Source organism: Agromyces sp. Y182, assembly GCF_059445385.1.
The window spans coordinates 1,458,015-1,479,247 of sequence record NZ_JCAIUF010000001.1 but is presented as its reverse complement, the minus strand read 5'-3'; the positions used below and the strand labels follow the sequence as shown (position 1 = coordinate 1,479,247).

The following is a 21,233-nucleotide window of genomic DNA, read 5'->3' as shown; positions in this document are numbered from 1 at the left end:
CCTCTTCAATGGCGATTGGAACCCACCTCGTGCACACCCACACCACACTCGCGGTCGGGCAATCCGGCCGATCCGCCTTGGCTCGCCTCGGCGCGGTCGCGGCGGCCACGGCCCTCGCGCTCGCGCTCGTGCTCACCGACGGGGTGACCGCCACGGCGGTGACCGCAGCCGACGGCATCGCGGTCGGCACGCTCAAGACCGACAACCGTGCGACCCCGCTCGGCATCGGGGGTGAGGCCCCGGGTCTCAGCTGGCAGCTGGATGCGGATGACAACGCTCGCGGAGTCGTGCAGAGCGCGTACCAGGTGCGGGCCGCCACGAGCGTCGACGGGCTCGACGGATCCACGGTGTGGGACTCGGGCAAGGTGGAGTCCGACCAGTCGGTCGAGGTGCGCTACGGCGGACCAGCCCTCGAATCGCAGACCCGCTACTACTGGCAGGTCAGGGTGTGGGATGGCGCCGGCGACGAGTCGGAGTGGAGCTCCCCGAGCTGGTTCGAGACCGGCATCCTCGACAACAGCGAGTGGGCCGGCGACTGGATCGGCGGGCCGGACCCCGCCGACCAGCTGGCGGAATGGACCGACTACACGGTCACGGCCGACTTCACGCTCAAGCCGGGAACCGCCTTCGGCGTGTACTTCCGCGGCACCGGCGTGACCGGCGGCTCGAACGGCAACGCCTACATGTGGCAGCTGAACGACGAAACCCCCGGCGTTCCGCGCCTGCGACCGCACGAGAAGACGAACGGCGGCTACAGCACCACGCCCGAAGTCAGGCTCACCGACCACGGGCTCGCGGCCGACGTGCTGAAGCAGCGTGCCACCGTTGCCATCACCGTCACCGGCTCGACGATCGAGACGCGCGTCAACGACCAGCTCGTCGACACCCGCTCGGATTCGAGCTTCGCGAAGGGCTACGTCGGCTTCCGCACGAGCGCCAGCACCACCGCGCTCGAATCCGCCGTGATCCATTCGCTCTCGGTGACGACGCCCACGAAGACGCTGCTCGACACCGACTTCACCGACGGAAACCCCTTCGCGGGCGGCACCGTGGTCGACGACGGCCTCGAGGTGAGCGGCAACAACGACTTCCTGGTCGCCCAGAACACCGATCAGCCGCTGCTCCGCAATGAGTTCACGGTCGACCCCGGCAAGACCGTCGAGCGCGCCCGCGTCTACGCCACGGCCCGCGGCATCTACGAGCTCAGCCTCAACGGTGCCAAGGTCGGCGATCTCGAGCTTGCCCCGGGGTGGACCGACTACCACTCGCGTATCGCGTTCCAGACCTACGACGTCACCGAGCAGATCGCAGCGGGCGAGAACACGATCGGTGCGATGCTCGCACCGGGCTGGTACTCGGGCCGACTCGCCCACGTCGGCAACCACAACTACGGTGACCGCAACTCGCTGATCGCGCAGTTGCGCGTCGACTACAGCGACGGCACCCACAAGATCGTCGCCAGCGATGACACCTGGAAGACGGCAACCGGGCCGTACGCGGCCGCCGACCTCATCGATGGTGAGACATACAACGCGGCCAATGAGCGCGCCGGCTGGAATGCCAGCGGCTTCGACGACAGCGAGTGGAGCGCCCCCTGGGTCGCCCCGTCCGAGACGGAGAAACTGGAGCCCCAGACTGAGGAGCCCGTGCGGGTCACCGGCACGCGTCCCGCCCTCGAGCGCACCGAACCCACCCCTGGTGCGTACATCTACGACGTCGGCCAGAACATGGTGGGTGTCGCGAACATGAAGCTCACGGGCACCGCCGGCAGCACCGTGCGCATCCGCTACGCCGAAGAGCTGAACCCCGACGGCACCGCGTACGTCGCCAACCTGCGCAGCGCGAAGGCCACCGACTACTACACCTTCGCTGCGGACGGCACGATCGAGTACGAGCCGAAGTTCACCTTCCACGGCTTCCGCTACATCGAGATCACCGGCGTGAGCGCGGCACCCGAGATCGCCGACGTGACCGGGATCGTCTGGGGTTCCGACCTCGGCTTCATCGGCGAGCTCTCGACCTCGAACGCCATGCTCAACCAGTTGCAGAGCAACATCACGTGGGGCCAGCGCGGCAACTTCCTCTCGATTCCCACCGACACGCCCGCTCGCGACGAGCGCATGGGCTGGAGCGGCGACATCAACGTCTTCGCGCCCACAGCATCGTTCAACATGGACTCGCTGAACTTCCTCTCGAAGTGGCTGGTCGACCTGCAAGACGGCCAGGCCGCCAACGGTGACTACCACGGCGTCGCCCCCTACACGGGGAGTCTCGCCTGCTGCGGCGGCGGCACGGGCTGGTCGGATGCCGGCATCACGGTTCCGTGGGTGCTGTGGCAGAGCTACGGCAGCACGAAGCAGATCCGCGAGGGCTACGCCTCGATGACGAAGTACATGGACTACCTCGACGCGACTTACCCGACGATGGTGCGCGGTTCGAGCTACGCCGACTGGCTGAACCTCGACGACCCGACGCCCGGTGACGTGCTCGGCACGGCCTACTACGCCTACGTCGCGCAGCTCATGAGCGAGATGGCCGACGCCATCGGCGAAGGCGACGACGCCGAGCACTACGCCGAGCTCGCCACCCGCGGGGCAGAGGTCTTCGCCGACCGCTTCATCGCAGCAGACGGCACGATCTCGGGCGACAGCCAGGCCGGCTACGCCATCGCGCTCGGCATGAAGCTGGTTCCGGAGGAGCAGCGCGAGGCCGTCGCCGCGCAGTTCCTCGAAACCCTCGAGCGCCGCGACTTCCACCTCGCCACGGGGTTCCTCGGCACTCCATGGCTGGTTCCCGCGCTCAGCGAGAGCGGCCACCTCGAAGAGGCCTACCGGCTGCTGCTGAACGACACCTTCCCCTCGTGGGGCTACGAGGTCGCCATGGGGGCGACCACCATGTGGGAGCGCTGGGACTCGATCAACCCCGACGGCAGCTTCGGCGACGTGAGCATGAACTCGTTCAACCACTACGCCTACGGCGCCATCGGCGACTGGATGTACCGCAACATCGGCGCCATCTCCAACGGCAGCCCCGGCTACAAGCACTCCGTCATCGCGCCGAAGCCCGGCGGCGGCCTGACGTACGCCACCGGTTCCTACGAGTCGGTCTACGGCACGATCGCCACCGACTGGAAGCAGGACGGCAGGGACTTCACGCTCGACGTCACGATTCCCGAGAACACCACCGCGACCGTCGTGGTGCCGGCCGGCACCACGTGGGCCGTCACCGAGGGCGGCGTTCCTGTGGCGGATGCCCCTGGCGTGCGCCTCGGGGACTCCGAGGCGGGCAGCACCTCGCTCGAGGTCGGCTCCGGCACCTACTCCTTCGCGGTCGACGGTGAGGTGCTCGAACTGGGCGCGATCCTCGACGAGCTGGAGGCGACGAGCGCGAAGGCCACCGAGCTGGTGGCGACGGGCGAGCTGAAGAGCGAGCAGGCCGCCGAGATCCTCGACTCCGTCGACGAGCTCGCGGCACTCGCGCTCGAAGCCATCGAGCAGTTGGGCGACGGCGACCTCGACGACGCCGTCGCGAGCCTCGCCGCGTTGATGGGCGGTGTCGGCGAACTCGAGTCGACGATCGACGCGCAGGAGCACAGCGGTGCCACCGAGCAGGCGCTGCGCTCGCGCATCGACGCACTCCGTGCCGCGCTGAGCGATGCGGTCGCCTCGATCGCCGGTGTGAGCACCGAGCTGCGCGTGATCTCCGAGCTCGCCACGCCCGGCAGCACGGTGGCCGTCGAGCTCGATGTGCACAACTCGTCGACCGTGCCGCTGCACGACGTCGCGGCGGCGGTCGTCTCCACTGAGGGATGGACCCTGACCCCGGAGTCCGCCGAGCTCGAGGGCGAGATCGCCCCCGGGGCGACCGGCACGCTCGCGTTCGACGTGACCGTGCCCGACGACGCCGAGCCGACTGAGACGGCATCGCTGCGCGCCACCGCCACCTTCTTGCGCGGCGACGACGAACTGCTCAGCGTCGCGACCGCCCGCTTCGCGCTCAGCTCGCCGCTGACCATCGGTACCGCCGTGGTCACCCCGGCCCCGGTCTCCGCCGACGGCCTCGCCACGATCACGGTGCCGGTGACCAACTCGGGCACCTCTGCGGTCTTCACCGCCGTCGAGGCATCCGTTCCGGCGGGCTGGAACGGTGCCCCGCGTTCGGCGCAGCACCTCGTGCCGGCGGGCGAGACGGTCGACTTCGCGCTCGACGTCGCCGTGCCGCTCACCGTGAGCGCCTACCGCGTCGATCTGCCACTGACCGCGGTGCGCGGCGATGTCGCGATGGCGACGGGTTCGGCGACGCTCGTGCCGACGTTCGACGCGCCGCAGTACGACCACGTCGACCTCGGCGCCGCGGCATCCGAGACCGCCCACAACCTGACCGCCCACCCGAGTTCCGGCACGAGCACCGAAGCGGGGCTCAGTCGGCGCTACTCGCACGGCGGGGTGCCCGGCTCGTGGTTCGAGTTCGACGTCGCGGTCGAGCCGGGCGAGCCGTTCGTCGTCGACGTCGTCGAGACCTACGGCTCGACGTCGACCAAGCAGTACTCGATCTCGGCGAACGGCGTGCCGGTGCACTCGCGCGAGCACACGAGCGGCGCCGGCGTCGTCGGCTACTCCTTCACGGTCGACGATGTCGACCTCAGCGCCTCGGGAACGGTTCGCCTGCGCTTCCAGCGCGGCGCCGACGACACCATGGGAGACCCCTCGATCGCCGATGTGCACGTGCTGCCCGTCAGCGTGATCGACCACGTCGACCTCGGTCACTCCTTCTCGGAGGCGCAGCACGGCATCGCGGCGTCGTCGACCTCGGGCACCGCGCCGAACGAGGCGGGCCTGACCCGCCGCTACTCCGGCGTCACGGCGCCCGGTTCGTACTTCGAGTTCGATGTCGCCATCGAGCAGGGGCAGCCGTTCCTGATCAGGGCACGCGAGACCTACGACAAGGCGCAGACGAAGGACTACATCATCACGGTCGACGGCACCGTCGTGAACAACCGCACGATCGTGCGCACCGAGAACTCGGTCGGCACCATGGACTACCAGGTGCTCGTCGACGACCCGGCGCTCACCGACGCGACGTCGGTGACCGTGCGCATGCAGAAGACCCAGACGGGTCAAGAGCTCTACGACCCCTCGGTCGCCGATGTCTGGATCTTGCCCGTTGCACCCGACGTCCAGGCTCCCGTCGTCTCGGCTTCGGTCGGCTCGGCGGTCGCCGGTGCCGAAGGCTGGGCGCGCGGTGCGGCCACGGTCGAACTCCGCGCTCAAGACAACCGCTCGGGTGCCGTCCAGATCGAGTACTCGCTCGACGGCGCGGAGCTCGCGCCGTACACCGAGCCGGTCGCGATCAGCGACGACGGCGTGCACGAGCTGAGCTTCCGGGCGACGGATGCCGCGGGCAACACGAGCGCGGAGGCATCCGTGCCGGTGCGAATCGACCAGGTCGCTCCGGTCGCCGCGATCGCGGTGACGCCGGCGGCGACAGCCGATGGCTGGCTCCCGCTGGGTTCGACGGCGACGCTGTCGGCGACGGATGCCACGAGTGGCGTCGCCGCGATCGAGTACCGCATCGACGGCGCAGCGTGGCAGACCGCGACGAGCCCGATCGACCTGCCGCACGGCGAGTACGCGCTCGAGTACCGGGCGAGGGATGTCGCAGGCAACCTCTCGGCGGTCGCGAGCGAGAGCCTTCGCGTCGACACGGCGGTTCCCGCGGTCGAGGCGAAGGTCTCCGGCACTCCAGGTGCGGGCGGATGGCTCGTGGAGAACGCACGGGTCTCGCTGCTCGCCTCCGACGCCGACAGCGGTCTCGCTTCGGTCGAGTACCGCCTGAGCGGCGGCGCCTGGCGGGCGTACACCGCGCCGGTTCCGGTCGACGACGGCGTGACGCTGTTCGAGTACCGCGTGAGCGACCTGGCCGGCAATCCGAGCGTGCAGGGCAACGTGACGGTGCGGGCCGACGGGGCGGCGCCGACGGTATCTCCCGTGCAGCTCTCGGCAGAGCGTTTGCTCACGCTCGGCGGCAGCGACGCGGCATCCGGAATCGCCTTCATCGAGTACGCGACCGATGGCGGCGACGACTGGACCGGCTACGCCGGCCCCGTCACGATCGGCACGCACTCGCAAGAGCTGCGCGTGCGGGTGACGGATGCCGCCGGGCACCGGAGTGAGGAACTCGCGGTGCTGCTCGTCGGAGGGAGCATCTCGGCCGATGCGGTGAAGCCGGGCGACACGGTCGACGTCACGGGCGCGGGATTCGCTCCGGGTGAGACGGTGCGCATCGAGCTGCACTCCGACCCGGTGCTGCTCGACTCGGTGCTCGTCGACGAAGCCGGCACGTTCGCGGCGACCGTGACGGTGCCGACGACGGCGGCGATCGGCGCCCATGCGATCGTGCTGCTCGGCTCCGAGTCGGGCAGTGCAGTGCGGTTCGCCTTCTCTGTGACGTCAGACGGCCTGCCGCCGGGCGGCGCGACCGGCGGCACCGGTGGCGGTACCGGCGGCACGTCCGACATGGCGGCGACCGGGGTCGACGTCGCACCGATGCTGGTGCTCGGTGGGTTCGCGGTGCTGGGCGGGCTCGTGCTGCTCATCGCACGCCGCCGACGAGGCGTCACGGTTCGGGGCGACCTCCGATGAGACGCGCCCGACCGTCAGATTCTCTCCACAACATGATTGGACAACCGCTCGTGTCTCGTACGTCTCCTTTGCGTTCTCGTCTTCGCCGGCGCGGCACCGCGGCCATCGCTGCAGTGCTCGGCATCGGGCTCGCGGTGAGCGGTCTCAGTGCGATGCTCGCTCCGACGGATTCCGCGGCCGCGGCTCCGGCTGTTGCCGCCGCCGCGGAACCCACGCTGACCCTGTCGACCCTCGAGGTCGAGAACCGCACCGAACCGCTCGGCATCGACGTCGAGAAGCCGCGGTTCTCGTGGGTCGTCGAGAGCGATGAGCGCGATGTGCAGCAGGCCTCCTACCGGCTGAGAATCGCACCGGCGGGCACCGATATCGACGAGGGCGCCGTCTGGGACAGCGGGGTCGTGGCATCGGCCGAGTCGACCGCGGTCGAGTTCGGCGACGAGCGTCTCGCGGCCGCGACCGACTATCGGTGGCAGGTCGACGTCGAGACCAACGTGGGGGAGGCGAGTGCCGGTTCGACCTTCAGCACCGGGCTCTTCGCTGAAGACGACTGGGCGGACAGCGCCTGGATCGGCCGCGACCGACCCCAGAACACGACGGGCATGGAACTCTCGCTCGCGGGCGCCAGCTGGATCCATCCGCCGTACCCCGGCGGCAACACCCCGCCCGGATACTTCCGGAAGACCTTCGAACTGCCGAGCGACAAGATCATCGACCGGGCTGAGTTCGTCATGTCGGGCGACATGGGGTTCTCGGCCCACCTGAACGGCACGCAGATCGCCACCGGCGCTTCGGTCTCCGACGCGTGGAAGACCGCGACTCGCGTGCAGGCGTTCCCGCTCCTCGGCCAGAACGTGCTCGCCGTGCGGCTCGACAACGCCGCGAAGGCGTACGGCGCGGTCGTCGGCAAGCTCGTCGTGCGATTCACCGACGGCAGCGTGCAGGAGATCGTGACCGACGCGAGCTGGCTCGCGAGCGAATCGGCGAAGACCGGCTGGCAGGCCAAGGGGTACGACACCTCCGGCTGGGTGGCCGCGACCGCTCGTGCGCCCTACGGCGGCAGCCCATGGGGCGAGCAGGTGACCGTGCCGGTGCAGCCGACGGCTGACACTCGGAGCACCTTCGACACGGCATCCTGGATCATCCCGCCGATCGGCACTCCCTCCGCCGACAACCCGATCCCGTCGACGCTCTTCCGCACGAAGGTCACCGTCTCCGAGACGAAGGAGGTCGCCTGGGCGCAGCTCGCCATGACCGGCGACCAGCAGGTCGACGCGTACTGGAACGGCGTGAAGGTCACCGCCAACACGGGCGGCAACAACGACTGGCAGACGGCTCGTGTCGTGAACCTCTCGACCGGTGCCGGCGAGAACGTGCTCGCCTTCGCGCTCACCACGCCCGGCTCGAGCCAGAACGGCGGGGTGCTCGGCGCCCTCCGCATCGGCTACACCGATGGCACGAGCGAGCAGGTCGTGACGAACAGCGGCTTCAGCTCGCTCATCTCCAGCGCGGCCGACGCCCCGGCCGGCTGGAACCTCGCCGCGTTCGACGACTCCGCGTGGGAGAACGCCCAGGCGAACTTCCTGTACCGCGGCGGTGTCTACGGCGGGCGGGTCACGATTCCCGCGCTCGACGCAGGCGGCGACGTGCTGACCTTCGACGACGCGAACTGGATCTGGACCCCCGAGGCGGGCGCACCCGTGGCGCCGGCCGAGGATCGGGCATTCCGCACCACGCTCGAGACGCCGAGCGGCACGGAGGCCGTGAAGGCCGAGATCATCCTGACCGCCGACGACTCCTTCAAGCTGTGGGTCAACGGCGCGCTCATCGGCCAGACCGAGGGCGCGACGAATGAGTGGCAGAGCTCGAAGCGATTCCGCGTCGACCTCGACGGCGGCGACAACGTCGTCGCGGTGCGCACGACGAACGGTCCGGGCTCGCCCGCCGGGCTCCTCGCCGTGATCCGCGTCGCGTACGCCGACGGGTCCGAGCAGATCTTCACGACGGATGCCGCGTGGAAGGCCTCGAAGGTCATCCCCGCCGGGTTCGAGGAGCCGGACTTCGACGACTCGGCGTGGGCTCCGGCCGCCGTGCAGGCGGTGTACGGCACGGGCCCATGGGGCGCCGGCGTGCGACTGCCCGTCGAGCCCACTGCAGCGGCGCCCTTGCTCCGCAAGGAGTTCACGGTCGATCGCGCCGTCGCCACGGCGAAGATCTACGTCGCGGCGGGCGGCTACGCCAACCTCAGCCTGAACGGTGCGCCGATCAACGACGAGATCCTCTCGCCGGGGTTCACCGACTACGACGATCACGCCCAGTACACCGTGACCGACCTCACCGAGCAGCTCGAGCAGGGCGACAACGCGCTCGGCATGGAGCTCGGCCGCGGCTTCTACGGCATGACGAATCCCAACGTGTGGAACTGGGAGAAGCCGCCGTTCCACGATGAGCCCGTCGGCCGTGTGCTGCTGCGCATCGAGTACACCGACGGCACGAGTGAAGAGATCGTCTCCGACCGCACGTGGAGCCTCCACGACGGTCCGACCGTGCTCGACGACCTCTACGGCGGCGAGACGTACGACGCGAACCGCGTGCAGACCGGATTCGACACCGTCGGCTTCGACGACCGCGATTGGGCGTCCTCGAGTGAGGTCGCAGGCCCAGCCGGCACGCTGATCAACCAGCAGCAGCAGCCGATCCGCGTCACCGAGCGCCTCGAGGCCGAGTCGGTCGACGAGGTCGTCGACGGCGTCTACGTCGTGAAGTTCCCAAGGGTGATCGCCGGCACGGTCGAGTTCACGGCCGAGGGCGAGGTCGGCACGACCATCCGGGCGCAGTACGGCGAGAAGCTCCGCGCCGACGGCCGCCCCGACTTCTCGAACAACGGCGGTTTCGCGAACGGCTTCCAGACCGACCGGTTCATTCTCGCCGGCACTGGGGAGTCCGAGACCTGGGCGGGCCGCTTCTCGTACAAGGGCTTCCAGTACATCGAGGTCTCGGGGTGGCCGGGTGATTCGGCGCCGCCGGCCGAGGCGTTCGTCGCCGAGGTGCTGCACACGGATGCCGCGGAGACCGGCTCGTTCGAGAGCGCGAACGCGATCATGAACCAGACCCACCGCGCGGTCGTGGACACGATGCTGAACAATATCCACGGCATCCCGACCGACACCCCCATGTTCGAGAAGAACGGGTGGACGGGAGACGCCGCCGTCGGCGCCGAGATGTTCCTCATGAACCTCGACACGCAGAACCTGTTCGAGAAGTGGATCGGCGACATCAACGACAGCCGCGACGCCGATGGTGCGCCGCTCGTCATCGCACCGAGTTCGGGTCAGTGGGGCCAGTGGGGTGTCGCGCCGCCGTGGCATTCGGCATACATCCTGATCCCGTGGTGGCTGTACCAGTACGGCGGCGATGAGCGCGTGCTCGAGCAGTACTACGACGGCATGAAGACGTACGTCGACCTCGAGTTCGACCGCTCGAACAACGGGCTCGTCCGTGAGTCCCGCCTCGGCGACTGGGTCAGCCCCGAGGCGAGCCCGGCCGGCGGCAACGCCCCCGAAGACGTGCGGGTGAGTGCGACGGCGTACCTCTACACGATGCTCATGTCGATGGAGAAGACCGCGACGCTGCTCGGCCAGCCGGGCGACGCGGCCCACTTCGCGAGCCAGGGCGCCGTCGTGAAAGACGCCTTCAACGCCCAGTTCCTCGATGCCGGTGCCGGCCTCTACCGCGGCTCCGGAGATCGTGGCTACCGCCAGACGCACAACGCCCTCGCCCTCGCGTTCGGGCTCGCGCCCGATGAGGCGACCGCCGAGCGGGTGGCGGCGAGCCTCGCCGCCGACGTCACGGAGAAGGGCGACAAGCTCAACACCGGAACGCTCGGTTCGAAGTACCTGCTGCCGATGCTGACGAAGTACGGCTACGGCGACCTCGCCTACCGGGTGGCCGTGCAGACCGAGTACCCGAGCTGGGGTTTCATGATCGAGAACGGCGCGACCACGATGTGGGAGCACTGGGCCCTCGAGGCGCGCTCGCGCGGTCACTACTTCCTCGGCACGGTCGACGACTGGTTCTTCCACGATGTCGCGGGCATCCGAAGCTCGGAGGTGACGGGCTACCGCGACGTGACGATCGCCCCGCAGGTCACCGACCAGCTCGAGTGGGCGAAGGCGACGACGCCCACGCCGTTCGGCCCGATCAGTTCCGACTGGAAGAAGGAGGGGGAGCGCCTCTCACTCGCCACGCACGTTCCGGTCGGTTCGACCGCGACGGTCCGTCTGCCCGCGGCGAACGCCTGGGCCGTGACCGAAGGCGGCGAGCCGCTCGCCGACGTCGACGGAGTGCGCACGGTCGAGCAGGTCGGTGACGAGGTCGTCGTGACGATCGGTTCCGGCGACTACGCCTTCGACGTCGACCCCGCTTCGGGTTCGGTCGGTGCGATCCTCGACGCGATCGACGCCCTGCACGCGCAGGCCGAGACCGAGCGCGATGCGGGTCACCTCGATGCCCCGCAGTTCGCCGAATTGGCCGACCTCATCCACGTGACGCGCGAGCGTGCGGAATCCGCGTACGCCTCTGCGGGCGACGGCAAGCCGGCGCAGACCGCGAAGCGCCTCGCCAGCGTGCTCGAAGAGCTCGGGGCGGTCGACGAGTGGATCGCCGCGCTCGCCGAGGCCGCTCCTGCGCTCGGCGAACGCGCCGGTACGGTGCGCTCGGTGACGAACGCGACCCTCACCGAACTGCTCGGCATCACGGTCGCCGCCGCGAGCGACGCTGCGGGCTACAAGCCCGGCGAGCCGATCACGATCACCGGAACTGCCCAGAACGGCCCGGTCGCCGCGATCGAAGCGGTCACCGCGCAGGTCACGGGCCTTGCGGATGCCTGGGCGGCCAAGCCCGACGCGACGGAACTCGCCGAACGCCTGAAGACCGACGAGGCCGGTTCGGTCGACCTCGCGCTGCAGGTGCCCGCCGACCAGGTACCGGGTTCGGTGCCCGCGGCCGTCCGCTTCGGGTACACCTTCGAGAAGCAGCGCGTCGAGACATCCGCAGCGCTGTCGATCGTCGTCGACTCGCCGGTCACGATGACGGTGCAGGCGGACCCTGCGACCGTCACGCCCGGCGGCGCGGCGGTGCTTCGCGCGATCGTCGTCAATGCGGGCGAGCAGCCGGCCGTCGGCCGGATCGAGGCGACCGTTCCCGATGGCTGGGTCGTGCCGCTGCCCGGCGAGACGGTGATCGTGCCGCCCGGCGAATCCGCCCAGCTCGAGGTGCCGGTGTACGTGCCGCTCGGCACCGACCACACGCCGAACGTTGTGGAACTCTCGGCAGTGTTCGTCCACGACGGGGTGACGTTCGCGCAGGCCTCGACCGTGCTCACGGTCGAGCTCGCGCCGGTCACGAGCCCGCCGGCGGGGTACGACCACGTCGACCTCGGCGATTCGGCTTCCGAGCAGGCGCACGCCCTCACCGCGTCGAGTTCGTCGGGTACGAACACCGAGGCGGGGCTCACTCGTCGTTACGCGGGTCACCTGACCGACTTCTCGTACTTCGAGTTCGACGTGGCCGTCGTCGAGGGCGAGCCGTTCGTGCTTCGCGTGACCGAGACGTACGACCGGCCGCAGACGAAGAAGTACAAGGTCTACGTCGATGGGGTCGAAGTGGCCGAGCGGCTCTTCAGCCACACGGGCGGTGTCGGCACCGAGACCTACGAAGTCGTCGTCGACGCCGAGCATGCGGCCGACGGGCCGGTGCGCGTGAAGTTCGAGAACCTCGACGATCACGGCTTCTACGACCCCTCGATCGCCGACGTCTGGACCCTTCCGGTCACGGCCGACGCCACCGCACCGCAGGTCACGGCGACCCTCGACCCGGCTGCTCCCGACCGCGCGACGGGCTGGTACCGCACGTCGCCGGTCGAGGCGGTCATCGAGGCTCGCGACGACCGGGCAGGCGAGCTCATCGTCGAAGCGGCCCTCGGCGAGGAGGACTTCTCCGAGGTCGACGGACCGTTGTCATTCGACGCGGAGGGCAGCACTTCGCTGCGGTATCGGGCGACGGATGCCTCGGGCAACCGCAGCGACGAGCGGGAGCTGGCCGTGAAGATCGACACGGTCGCTCCGTCGACCGAGGCGGCCTTCGGCGCTGGATTCGAGGGCGACAACGCGACCGGATCCGGCACGATCGACTTCGCGGCCGAAGATGCGACCTCGGGCGTCGCGGCGACGAAATACCGAGTCGACGATGGGGTGTGGCAGACGGGTGCGTCCGTCGTGATCGACGAGGGCGGCGCGTTCACGGTCGAGTACGCCTCGACCGACGCGGCCGGCAACGTCGAGGCCGTGAAGTCGATCACGGGCACGATCGTCATCCCCGATACGACGGCGCCAACGGTGAGCGTCGAGACGACGAACGCCGGCGAGAACGGCTGGCTCCGCGCCGATGCGACCGCCGAGCTCACGGCCGTCGACGACGACAGCGGGGTCGAGGCGATCGAGTTCCGCCTCGCCGGCGGCGACTGGCAGCGCTACGTCGATCCAGTGCGCCTGCCGGAGGGTGCGGCCGTGCTCGAGTACCGGGCGAGCGACCTCGCGGGCAACGTCAGCCGCACCGACCGTCTCGAGACTCGCGTCGACGCCGCCGCGCCGACGGCGTGGGCGGGGCTGACCGAGTCGGGTCGAGTCACGGCCGTGGGAGCGGACTCGGGCTCAGGGGTCGAGCGCATCGAGTACTCGCTCGACGGCAGCGCGTGGCATCCGAGCCTCACCGTCCTCATCGCGGAGGAGGCGGCTCCGACGCGGTTGGCGGTGCGCGCGGTCGATGTCGCCGGCAATGTCGGCACGGTCGTCGAAATAGCCCGTGGCGAGACCAGCGGCACGCTCGAGGTCGCACCCGAGGCACGCGTGCTCGTCGAGGCGAGCGGGTTCACGCCGGGCACCGTCGTGCGGGTCGAACTGCACTCGGATCCGATCGCGCTCGGAACGGCGACCGCCGACGAACGCGGCGTGATCTCGCTGCACGCCGTCGTACCGGCTGACGTGCCGGCCGGTGCGCACTCGATCGTGATCGTTCCGGCGGGCGGCGGCGACCCCGTCACCGTGCCGACCGACGTGCTCGCCGAGACGGGCTTCGACGGCGCGCCCTGGTCGGCCGTGGCCGGCGTGTTCATGCTGCTCGGCGCAGCATGGGTGATCACGGCACGGCGCCGTCGAGCGGTGGAGGTGGCTCCGCCGTCGCAGTGATGTGGCGCGACGGCCAGGCCGACTCGACACCGGCCTGGCCGTCGCCAGAACTGCCCTGTGAGATGATTCGTTTCAATCCATGCCCGATCAGACATAATTGACTCCAACTCGAGGAGGAGAACCGATGGCAGTGAGTGTGCGGGATGTCGCGGCTGTGGCATCCGTATCGGTGGGCACCGTCTCGAACGTGCTGAACCGCCCCGACAAGGTCGCCCCCGCCACCGTCGCGCGCGTCGCCGCCGCCATCGAGGAGCTCGGCTTCGTGCGCAACGACGCCGCCCGGCAGTTGCGCGCGGGCCGCAGTCGTTCGATCGGTCTGGTCGTGCTCGACGTGCGCAACCCCTTCTTCACGGATGTCGCCCGTGGGGCAGAAGATCGTGCGGCAGAAGAGGGCATGACGATCCTGCTCGGCAACAGCGACGAGAACGCCGACCGCGAGAGCGCCTACCTCGACCTGTTCGAGGAGCAGCGGGTCGCCGGGGTGCTGATCTCGCCGCTGGCCGATGACCTGCCCCGGCTGCAGCTGCTGAGGGATCGCGGCACGACCGTCGTGCTCGTCGACCGCGAGGTCGCCGACCAGAGCTTCTCGTCGGTCGCCGTCGACGATGTCGTCGGCGGCCGCCTGGCGGTGCGCCACCTCATCGACACCGGGCGTCGTCGCATCGCGTTCGTGGGCGGACCGAAGGGCATCCGCCAGGTCGTCGACCGGCTCGAGGGAGCCGGCGTCGCCGTCGCCGAGGTCGAGGGCGTCACGCTCGAGATCATCGAGACGGAGTCGCTCACGGTGCTCGCGGGGCGGGCCGCCGGTGAGGGAATTCGCGAGCGCGCGGCATCCGATCGCCCTGACGCGATCTTCGCGGCCAACGACCTGCTCGCCATGGGCGTGCTGCAGGCGCTCATGATGCAGGGCGGCATCGACGTGCCCGGCGAGATCGCGCTCATCGGGTACGACGACATCGACTTCGCCTCGGCCGCCGTCGTGCCGCTCTCCTCGATCCGGCAGCCGGCGGCCATGATCGGGTACACGGCGGTCGACCTCATGCTGAAAGAGGCGGCCGGCGGCGAGTTCAGTCACGAACGCATCGTGTTCCAGCCCGAGCTCGTCGTGCGCGAATCCACCGGTACCGTCGGCTGAGTCGCCGGCGGCGGTGCGCCGGCACTGTGCTGATGCCGTGCCGGGGCAGCGCCGGGGCTGACGAGGTCACCGTTGCGTGAAACCGCTTTCTCGGATAAGTTGCTCAAGCGTACAAATCCGCAGGAGGAACACGATGGAGCGTCTCGACTGGCTCACCGTTCGCGGCGCCGACCTCGTCGACGAGAGCGGGATCCCGGTTCGTCTCGCGGGCGTCGGCCTCGGCGGTTGGATGAACATGGAGAACTTCATCACCGGGTATCCCGGCAATGAAGAGAACATCCGCCGGGTGCTGCTCGATCGCATGGGCGCCGAATCGTACGAGGCGTTCTTCGACGCATTCCTCACCGACTTCTTCGACGAAGCGGATGCCGCGCACCTCGCTTCGATCGGCATCAACAGTGTGCGCATCCCCTTCAACTACCGGCATTTCGAAGACGACGAGCGCCCCTTCGAGTTGAAGGAGGAGGGCTTCGCACGCCTCGATCGCGTCGTCACGCTCCTCGCGGAGCACGGCATCTACTCGATCCTCGACCTGCACGCCCTGCCCGGCCGGCAGAACCAGCACTGGCACAGCGACAACCCCACCCACATCGCCGAGTTCTGGAACCATCCGCACTTCCAAGACCGAGTCGTGCACTTGTGGGAGGCCCTCGCCGATCGATTCGGAGATCGCCCCGAGGTGGCGGGGTACAACCCCATCAACGAACCGTCGGACCCCACCGGCGAGCGACTGCTGCCCTTCTACGAACGGCTCGAACGCGCCATCCGCGCCATCGACCCGCGGCACGTGCTCTTCCTCGACGGCAACAAGTACTCGACCGACTTCAGCATGTTCGACCAGCGCAGCGAGCCGCTGCCGAACACCGTCTACACGGCGCACGACTACGCCCTGCCCGGCATCACGAGCGCGACCGAGTACCCCGGAGTCACCCGCGGAGAGTACTTCGACCGGAGCGTCGTCGAGCAGACCTTCCTGCGGCGCACCGAGTACATGCGCTCGACGGGCACCCCGATCTGGATCGGCGAGTTCGGCCCGGTGTACTCCGACGACCGTTCGCAGGATTCCTGGCGGTACCGGCTGCTGCAGGACCAGCTCGAGATCTACCGCGAGCATGGTGCGAGCTGGGCGCTCTGGACGTATAAAGACGTCGGGCTCCAGGGGCTCGTACATGCGGCATCCGACAGTCCGTACGTCGAGTTGATCCGCCCCGAGCTCGAGACCAAAGCGCGCCTCGGCATCGACTCATGGGGCGGGTCGGATGCCGGTGTCCGTGACATCCTCGATCCCATCGACGCCGTCTTCGATGCCGAGTTTCCCGACTACCACCCGTGGCCGTGGGGCCGGCAGCCGCACATCGCACTGCTCGTGCGCCACATCCTGCTCGCGGAGCCGCTCGCCGAGCGATTCGGCGACCGGTTCCGCGGCGTCACGCCTGAGCGGGCGCGCGATCTCGCGGCATCCTTCCGCTTGGATCGCAGCGTCGAGCGCACCGGGCTCACCGAGGTGCTGAAAGAACACCTCGCGGGGGTTCGCGCCGGCGCGTGAGCGGCGCCGAAGGTGCGCTCGTCGTCGTGCGAGTGCGTCAGACGGGTTCTGATGGGCCGGGTGCTGCGAGGCGACGGGCTGCTTCGACGACGAAGCGGCGGCGGCGAGCTCGCTCGTGTTCGTCGACGGGGCCTGCGCCGGTGATCATCTCTGCGAGCTGAGGGACGGTCTGCCACCACGCAGCGAGAGCGATCAAGGCGAAGACGAGGTGTGCTGGATCGAGGCCGGGCGACAGGAGGCCCTCGCGTTGCGCCGCGGCGAAGCGTTCGACCTTCTCTCGATAGTGCTGCGATCGCGTCACCGCTTCAGCAGGAGACTCGTCTTGCAGGCCCTCCCACTGCAGGAGCCGTCCGAGCTCGGGGTGTGCGGCGTGGTAGTCGAAGGTGGCGCCGGCGAATTCGCCGATGTCGGCGAGCCCTGCTGTCGTCAGCGGGACGGCACCGGCCAAGCGTTCGAGCTCGGTCGCGAGCACGAGGTTCCAGAGCGCCTTCTTGTCTCCGTAGTAGCTGTACAGGCGCTCCTTGTTCACTCCGGCGCGTGCGGCGATGGCGCCCACGGCGGTGCCGTCGTATCCGTGCGCCGAGAATTCCACAAGCGCCGCGTCTCGCAGTTTTCGCCGCGTTCCCTCGGTGTCCCAGGCCATGATCGGCAGCTTACCAACGCTTGGGTTGGAAATGCGCTTCAGTGCGAGTACACTTCCAACCACATCGTTGGAGTTGGAGGATCAGATGAACGATCAGATGAACGATCAGACGAACATGGCGACAGATCAGCTCCCCGAGGCGCTGAGTCCTGCGGGTGGAACCGCGGCGCTGGTGACCGGGGCGAACAGCGGCATCGGGTTCGAGATCGCGAAACAGTTGCTCCAGCACGGCGTCACCGTGTGGGTCGCCGCCCGTGATCTCGACAAAGGGCGTGCGGCAGCCGACTCGCTGGGCGAAGGCGCGTTCGCGATTCAGCTCGACGTGACCCGGTCGGAGTCCATCGCGGCCGCTGCGGCGACGATCGATCGGCTGGACATCCTGGTCAACAATGCCGGAGTCAATTCCGGCGGTGAAGACATCGACGGCACGTCGCTCGACCAGCTGCACCGCGCATTCGACACCAACGTCTTCGGCCTCGTCGCCGTCACGCAGGCATTCCTGCCGGCGCTCAGACGATCCGGCCACCCGAGGATCGTCAACGTGTCCAGCGGCACCGGCTCCCTGACGTGGAACAGCGGGCCCAACCCGCAGTTCGATTGGGAGCGGGTGCGCGGCGGAGGCCTGGCCTACCGCAGTTCCAAGACCGCCGTCAACGCGGTCACGCTGCTCACTGCGCAAACGCTCGGCGACCGGTTCAAGGTGAATGCTCTTGCCCCCGGGCTCCGCGCCACCAACCTCATCCCTGGAATGACCGGTGGCGACCCCGCCGAGGCCGCTGCCGGCGCCGTGCGTCTCGCCCTCTTGCCGGACGACGCGCCCACCGGGGCGCTCTGGTCGTGGGACGGCAGCCGCGCGCCCTGGTGACCCGGCGGGTCGTCGAGGCCGGCGGGTTTCAGGCCCCGGGCAGCACGACGACGGTGCGGGTGCGCGCGACGATGCGCACCCCGTCGAGGTCGACGCGCTCGTTGCCCGCGACCTCGACCTCGAACCGCTCGCCGTCGACGTGCACCGTGCCGGCGACGGGCCGAGCGGTCATGCCCACGAGGGCCCGCAACCGGCCGGCCCGGTCGGTGATCGCACGGAGGCCATGCGGCATCCTGAGCCATTCTTCGCCGTCGCGGTAGGCGATCGCCTCGGTGCGCGAGTTCTCGAGCTCGAAGCGGATGCCGCCGACGGTGCGCTCGTACGCGACTTCGTCGGCGACGTCGTGGTGATCCACCCGGCGCGGCAGGAGCCCTGTGAACCAGAGCTCGCCGTCGGGTCGCGGCAGGATGCCGAACAGTCGCTCGACCGTGTCGAGCAACCAGAGGATCGCGGGGGAGTACTGCTCGGTGTACCCGGGCTCGCCGGTCCACGGGCTCATGACCTGCGGGAAGCGGCCCATGCGCGCGACGGCCGCGACGACCGGCATGAGCGAGAACGCGAGCTCCGCCACGTGGCCGTGGTGCTCGAACGCGTGCGGGGCACGGATCAGCGTCAGGAAGTTGACGGGCCCGCCCCAGGAGTTCGCGCGGAAGTCGTGATCGAAGCGCGGGTCGTCGAGTGCGAGCGAGGTGAACGGATACGCCGAGAAGAACTTGCGCGAGTTCAGCACGTAGCGCTCGAGCGAGGCCTCGAAGAGCTCGGGGCCGCCGATCTCGCACGCGAGCACGCGCAGCAGCACGTCGGACTGCACGCGCACACGGCGCCCGGCGGCATCGACGTCGTACCAGCATCCGTCGACTTCGTCGAAGCACGCCTCGAGGGCGGCGCGGCTGGCAGCAGCCTTCGCGTGCCAGGGCTCGGGGTCTTCGCCGAGCTCGTCGGCGATGCGCGCGAGGTAGGCGCGCTGGCATGCGACGTTGGCCGTGAGGTCCGGCGCGAGGAACGGGAGCACGCCCGACTCGAGGTCGTACGCGCTCGCGTCGCCGCCCGGGGTCTGGTCGGGCACGCCCCAGAACCGGGGTGAGCGGTCGTGGCCGGTGTCGAACGTGCAGAACGCCTCGACGCCGCCGGTGCCGCGGGTGTCGCGGTGCGCCGCGAGCCAAGCGTCGTGCCGCGCGAGTGCGCGATACATGGTGGCGAGGTAGTCGCGGTCGCTGCGCCCGCCCGCCAGGTAGTGGTGCCAGACACTGCGGGCGAACGGCGTGACCATCTGGATCTGCGCGTAGCCGGCGCCATCGGCGGTGAGCTTGTAGGGCAGCAGTCCGTCGTCGCGCTGGTGCGCGGCGAACCGCAGATGCGTGTCGCGGGTGACGTCGGGGTCGAAGCGGTCGAGCACCTCGGCATTGATGGTCGCGGTGCTCTCCAGCCAGCTGCCGAGGTAGACACCGCCCTCATTGAGCACGGGAACGTCGTCGCCGAGCGGCAGGATGCATCGGGCGAGCTCGTCGACCGCCTGGCGCCATGCCGCCTCGAGGGGTCCGCCGAGGGCGGCGAAGCGCACCTCGCCCAGGCGGATCGATGAGGCGCGAAGGCGGTCCAGCACGGGGGAGGGCTGCGTCATGGGTCTCTGTCTTCGTGTGGTGCAGTCGCGGGCGGCGCCGAAGTGCCGCCCGCGATCTCACGACCGGATCAGTCGTTCTGGAGCGCAGCGTCGAGTTCGGCGATCCACTGCTTCGCGCCGTCGGCGACGGACACCTTGTCGAAGAGGATGTCGGACTCGATGCGCTGCGAGAGCTCGTTGAGGATCGCACCGCCCGCGGGCTGCGGCGGGGCGACGACACCGAACTCGAGCACCTTCTCGAGGTACTCGGCCGACTGCGCGTCGGCCGGGGCGAGCAGCGGCTTGACGACCTCGAGGGTGTCGGGGTTGAACGGCAGGCCGCGGTTGGCGAGGATGATCTTCGCCGGCTCCGGCTGGTTCAGCAGCCAGTCGACGAGCAGGGCGGATGCCTCGGGGTGTTCGGTCTCCGATGCGATCGCCCAGAACTGGGAGGGCAGTGCGGCGACGCCCGAGACGCCGGTCGACGACGGCGGCGCGATGATCTCGACGTCGCCGCCGCCGGTGCCGGTCGCGTACGAACCGATCTGGTTGTTGTAGGCGAACGTGATGGCGGCCTTGCCGGTGCCGAACAACGACAGGTCAGGGGTCACGTTCCAGTGCTCCACGATGACCGACGGGTCGGGCAGACCGCCGCCTTCGACGAGTTCCTGCTCGAGCTCGTACCACTGCTGCACGGTCTCGGCGTCGGTGGCGAGCTCGCCGTCCCAGTCGTAGATGCCGTCGTCGTTGTACTGTGCGAGGTACGTGCCGAGGATGTCCTGGACACGGAGGTCGAGCCCCACGACCCCGGGCACCTTCGCGGAGATCTCGTTCGCACTGTCGACGAGGTCCTCCCAGGTCCAGTCGTCGCCGGGCACCGGCACGCCGGCCTGCTCGAAGATGCTCGCGTTGACGAGGGCGCCGATCGCGTTACCGCCGGTAGGCAGGCCGTAGAGCGTGTCGTCGACGGTCGCGTTCGTGAGGGTGAAGTCCTCGTATTTGCTCGTGTCGAGTTCGTCGCTCACGGTCGACAGGTCGAGCAGCGCTCCGGCCGCGCCGTACTCCTGGGGCTTGGCGCCGCCGAGTGCGAACACGTCGGGGGCGGTGCCGGAGGCGAAGTCCGTGGCGAGTCGGTTGAAGAGGTCGTCGGGGGCGCCGACCGGCTCCTCCACGACGGTGATGTTCGGGTACTCCTCTTCGAAGAGGTCGATCGCCTCGGCCATGATCGCCGAGCGCTCGTCGTTGCCCCACCAGGCGATGTGCAGCTCGATCTCCTCGTTCGGGTCGAAGCCACCGGTCTCAGCCGGCGCGGAGCCCGCGCATGCGGACAGGAACAGAGTCGCCGTCAGGGCGGAGCCCAGGGCGGCCCGTCGTGCGATGGTGCGTGATGTACGCGTCATTGCGCCTCATTTCATGGGTTCGAGGGCCGCCGTTCCCGCGGTCCCCTGCTGTGTCGGCAAGCGGGGACTTGCCGCGGGACGCGGCGCTCGAACACTCGTGAGAACGCTCGTGAAACCGCTTTCTCGGGAAAGCTAGCAGCTATTTGTTGCCAAGTCAACGAT

The 21,233-nt window shown here is 69.3% G+C and carries 8 protein-coding genes; 5 read left to right on the top strand and 3 right to left on the bottom strand.

All coding sequences use genetic code 11. From position 1 onward, the window contains the following. The first annotated feature begins 8 nt into the window (after positions 1-8). The 4 genes from AC1C2R_RS06745 to AC1C2R_RS06730 all read left to right on the top strand — a co-directional run bounded on the left by AC1C2R_RS06745 (position 9) and on the right by AC1C2R_RS06730 (position 16,563). On the top strand, positions 9-6,641 hold the full coding sequence (locus AC1C2R_RS06745; RefSeq protein ID WP_495379421.1) for a family 78 glycoside hydrolase catalytic domain: 6,633 nt from the start codon (positions 9-11) through the stop codon (positions 6,639-6,641). Positions 6,642-6,709: 68 nt separating this feature from the next. Next, the gene (locus tag AC1C2R_RS06740; protein ID WP_495379420.1) at positions 6,710-13,882 is read left to right on the top strand and encodes a family 78 glycoside hydrolase catalytic domain; all 7,173 of its coding nucleotides are present in this window, start codon (positions 6,710-6,712) and stop codon (positions 13,880-13,882) included. A gap of 124 nt (positions 13,883-14,006) precedes the next feature. Beyond that, positions 14,007-15,017 (top strand): LacI family DNA-binding transcriptional regulator, encoded by a 1,011-nt coding sequence (locus AC1C2R_RS06735; protein ID WP_495379419.1) that lies wholly within the window; start codon positions 14,007-14,009, stop codon positions 15,015-15,017. A gap of 133 nt (positions 15,018-15,150) precedes the next feature. Next, positions 15,151-16,563 (top strand): glycoside hydrolase family 5 protein, encoded by a 1,413-nt coding sequence (locus AC1C2R_RS06730; RefSeq protein WP_495379418.1) that lies wholly within the window; start codon positions 15,151-15,153, stop codon positions 16,561-16,563. Positions 16,564-16,600: 37 nt separating this feature from the next. On the opposite strand, the gene AC1C2R_RS06725 is transcribed toward AC1C2R_RS06730, so the two are convergent. Then, positions 16,601-17,206, bottom strand: a complete 606-nt coding sequence (locus tag AC1C2R_RS06725; RefSeq protein ID WP_495379417.1) for a TetR/AcrR family transcriptional regulator — start codon at positions 17,204-17,206, stop codon at positions 16,601-16,603. Between AC1C2R_RS06725 and AC1C2R_RS06720 the strand changes: the two genes are divergently transcribed. Then, positions 17,193-18,071, top strand: coding sequence for an SDR family NAD(P)-dependent oxidoreductase (locus AC1C2R_RS06720; protein WP_495379416.1), 879 nt, complete (start codon positions 17,193-17,195; stop codon positions 18,069-18,071). The genes AC1C2R_RS06725 and AC1C2R_RS06720 overlap by 14 nt on opposite strands. 28 nt (positions 18,072-18,099) lie before the next feature. On the opposite strand, the gene AC1C2R_RS06715 is transcribed toward AC1C2R_RS06720, so the two are convergent. Both AC1C2R_RS06715 and AC1C2R_RS06710 read right to left on the bottom strand, forming a co-directional pair. Further along, positions 18,100-19,692: an MGH1-like glycoside hydrolase domain-containing protein gene (locus AC1C2R_RS06715; RefSeq protein ID WP_495379415.1), complete on the bottom strand. Its 1,593-nt coding sequence runs from the start codon at positions 19,690-19,692 to the stop codon at positions 18,100-18,102. Positions 19,693-19,760: 68 nt separating this feature from the next. Beyond that, positions 19,761-21,071: an ABC transporter substrate-binding protein gene (locus AC1C2R_RS06710; protein WP_495379414.1), complete on the bottom strand. Its 1,311-nt coding sequence runs from the start codon at positions 21,069-21,071 to the stop codon at positions 19,761-19,763. Positions 21,072-21,233: the final 162 nt, after the last annotated feature.

Excerpts from the sequence above, each read along its gene's own strand:
- AC1C2R_RS06725 (WP_495379417.1), bottom strand. The coding sequence starts at position 17,206 with ATGGCCTGGGACACCGAGGGAACGCGGCGAAAACTGCGAGACGCGGCG.
- AC1C2R_RS06715 (WP_495379415.1), bottom strand. The coding sequence starts at position 19,692 with ATGACGCAGCCCTCCCCCGTGCTGGACCGCCTTCGCGCCTCATCGATC.
- AC1C2R_RS06730 (WP_495379418.1), top strand. The coding sequence starts at position 15,151 with ATGGAGCGTCTCGACTGGCTCACCGTTCGCGGCGCCGACCTCGTCGAC.
- AC1C2R_RS06710 (WP_495379414.1), bottom strand. The coding sequence starts at position 21,071 with ATGACGCGTACATCACGCACCATCGCACGACGGGCCGCCCTGGGCTCC.
- AC1C2R_RS06735 (WP_495379419.1), top strand. The coding sequence starts at position 14,007 with ATGGCAGTGAGTGTGCGGGATGTCGCGGCTGTGGCATCCGTATCGGTG.
- AC1C2R_RS06745 (WP_495379421.1), top strand. The coding sequence starts at position 9 with ATGGCGATTGGAACCCACCTCGTGCACACCCACACCACACTCGCGGTC.